2 protein-coding genes and 1 pseudogene are annotated in these 3,049 nt (G+C 39.0%); 2 read left to right on the plus strand and 1 reads right to left on the minus strand.

The features are described from left to right. Positions 1-62 precede the first annotated feature (62 nt). Complete coding sequence (locus ASU35_RS00285; RefSeq protein ID WP_058351127.1) at positions 63-398, minus strand: IS66 family transposase; 336 nt, start codon at positions 396-398, stop codon at positions 63-65. 135 nt (positions 399-533) lie between these two features. Between ASU35_RS00285 and ASU35_RS00290 the strand changes: the two genes are divergently transcribed. Both ASU35_RS00290 and ASU35_RS19965 read left to right on the plus strand, forming a co-directional pair. Next, on the plus strand, positions 534-1,991 hold the full coding sequence (locus ASU35_RS00290; protein WP_058351128.1) for an ISNCY family transposase: 1,458 nt from the start codon (positions 534-536) through the stop codon (positions 1,989-1,991). Positions 1,992-2,802: 811 nt separating this feature from the next. Then, a pseudogene (locus ASU35_RS19965) lies at positions 2,803-2,941 on the plus strand (DUF6444 domain-containing protein); the annotation flags it as partial. Positions 2,942-3,049: the final 108 nt, after the last annotated feature.

Consider the following 3,049-nt stretch of genomic DNA (forward strand, 5'->3'; position numbering starts at 1 on the left):
GAAATCATCACGACAAACGTAACAGTTCAGCCTTTTAATAGAACAAATGGGTACAGCACCGGCTAAAAAATAGCCGATGTCCCCATAAATAATTTTTTTATATTTTCTATCAACCCCATATTTCTTCTTTTCAGGGTTTCTATGATTGTCAGGATTGCGCAGTACATTTCATGTCCACTGTCTTTGCGGAATCCTCCTGCCATCTTCTGACGGTTCTTGACTTTTCTCGGGTCACGCTCACTCATGTTATCGTCAAACGGCACACTGAAATCATGCAGGAACAAAAGATGATTATCCATGTATTTCTCCAGACGGTTCAACAGCGATTTTTCATCCTTCTTTGCATATCTGTGTCCCGGCTGTTTGTTCTCCTTTCGTCCTGAAGCAATGATAGGCATTTGCGAAACGCCACACCCCGCATAAATACGGGATTATTTTTGTCATAAAATAAAACAACTCCTCACTGATTTATGGTACAATTGAGATGTCAAGCAACAATTAACCATATCCACCAGTAAAGGAGTTGTATCTATATGATAACATACAAACAGCTTTCTTTGGCAGATTTTTTTACCGATTGCCAAAATAAATTTGATAACGATAAATATGCGTTCCTTTCCTTACTTGATCAAACCATCAACCTTGATGAAATTGTTCCGGCGTCTTTCATTTCTCATTTTACTGCTTCCACCGGCAGACCCCGCAAGCATCTTCTTTATCCGATACTTAAGGCTCTGTTATTACAGCTTATTTTCTCAATTCCAACTACATCTCTCCTGATTATTTTCCTAAAATATTCTCAGGAATTAAGAGATTTCTGTGGATTTGACGTTGTTCCTGATGCCTCTAAATTTACCCGCTTCAAACAGGATTTTCTGTCGGACTTACAATCTATGTTCGATCATATGGTCGATCTGACCGAACCGATATGCCAACGAATTGATAAGCAGAACGCATCCATGCTACTCTTTGATACCTCCGGCATTGAAGCATGGGTAACAGAAAATAATCCCAAATATGCCAACCGCATTATTAAACAGCTCAAGGCATTTAAAAAGGCTAATGGGCTGGATGATTCTTATGACCCCTATAAAGCCGCCTATGGAGCTATGCCTTCACACGCTGCCTCTAATCCTGCAATACAGCAAATGTATATAAACGGTCATTTCTGTTATGCTTATAAATTTGGCATTGTTACAAACGGACTCGGCATTGTCAGGGATATCTGCTTTTATAATAAAGACTTTCTCAAATCTCATCCCGAAATTGTTGTTGAAAAGAAATCTGACTCCCCGGATGAAGATAAAAGCCTTGCGGATTCTAAAGCATTAATTCCCACATTAAAGGATTTCTTCAGGAAACATCCACTCATTAATCCAAAAACTTTTCTGGGAGATGCCGCTTTCGATTCCATCGAAATTTATAAATACCTGTTACAGGAAACTTCCTTTGAAAAAGCATATATCCCACTGAAAAACAAGCTGAAAATCGAAGGAATTGATTATACCATCAATGAAGATGGAGTTCCCTGTTGTCCCCATGATGCTTCGCTTGCAATGAAGCGCGAGGGAAGCAAATCACACTTGAGATGTGGACTTCCCACCATGAAATTTGTCTGTCCCAAAATGAAATGGGAATGGGACAACGTGGCAAGGAAATCCAGACGTGTATGCCATTGTGATAATCCCTGCACAACATCTTCCTGTGGAAGGATGATTTACATATATCCAGAGCAGAATCTTCGTGCATATCCCGGAACAGTCCGTGGTACACAGGAATGGGATTCCACCTATAAAATACGTGTAAATGTGGAGAAATCCATCAACCACTTCAAGGACAGCTTTTGCGTTGCAGGGCGTAAAACTCAGAACGAAAAAACTTTGCACGCCGATTTGATACTTGCCGGGATTACGCAGCTTATTACAGTGCTGGTTGCCGATAAAATTCACAAACATGAATATATCCGCAGTTTAAAACCATTAATTGCATAAGCTTATATGCCTAATACCGTTCCACAGGCAGATATCTTTATCTGCTTTGTTTTCCATGTCTTAAAATCCTATTTTCTGTATTATCCTACTTAAAAACCAGTAAAACCGGATGTTTCCACTGTCTGAAGCAAGATTATGAAATTGTTTCGCAATTGCCTATTGTCTTTATTTGTTTGCTACAACAAAAACAAGGTTAATGGTTTTAGGTTATGTCCGCAATGGATCCTTTTATGAAAAAGCTCATACTTGATGGCTACTATTCAGACGCTGCATCGTTCCTAAGAGCTTTGAGAAAAAGCTTTGCAACTTTCGGTAATTTTATTTTACAATAAACGTAACTATTCAGAACCCCATTTAGGATACATTAATTTTTGGTCAAAGCAGAGAAAATAAAATTTCTGTTTCGTCATTGCTTTATTGCAAAAAGTGGATAACTTTTCACAATAACTGCCAAATACTTTTTGCCTGTGGATTACTGAACCATAAATCCTCAATTACAGCTAAATAACATACTATTTGTGGATCATATCCGATTGTTTTTAGCAGTAATGCTTTGATTTTTTCTGTTTATCCACCGTCATTTTGACAGTACCCCAAAACGTTACGATTCACTTTTTGACCTATTTTCCGTTAAAATAGAAGTATCAATTTTTATCGGAAGAAGGTGGTCTGATTGACAAAAGATGAAATGAATAAGCAGTTATTACAGCAGGTTAACTCATTAACATCAACTGTAGATTCCTTGAATGCTACGATCAATGCGCAAACACAGTTAATCGCTCAGCTCAATCAGACTATCCAGGAACTAAAGGAACAACTTAACAAGAATTTCCAAAACAGCTCCAAACCGCCATCAAGTGATGGTTTCAAAAAGCCTGCTCCTAAGAGTCTCCTTAAGCCATCCGGTAAAAAGGTTGGCGGTCAGAATGGACACCAAGGAACACATCTGGCGGTAACAACAGCTCCGGATGAAATAGTCAAACATATGCCACTCGCACGTGAAGGATGCCAGCATTATCAGATGTGCAAAGGCGCTGCGTGCATTGCAGAGAAACGCC

Source organism: Acetivibrio ethanolgignens, assembly GCF_001461035.1.
GTDB classification, from domain to species: domain Bacteria; phylum Bacillota; class Clostridia; order Lachnospirales; family Lachnospiraceae; genus Velocimicrobium; species Velocimicrobium ethanolgignens.

Bases quoted from the DNA above. Each gene is read 5' to 3' on its own strand.
- ASU35_RS00285 (WP_058351127.1), bottom strand. From the start codon at position 398: ATGCCTATCATTGCTTCAGGACGAAAGGAGAACAAACAGCCGGGACAC.
- ASU35_RS00290 (WP_058351128.1), top strand. From the start codon at position 534: ATGATAACATACAAACAGCTTTCTTTGGCAGATTTTTTTACCGATTGC.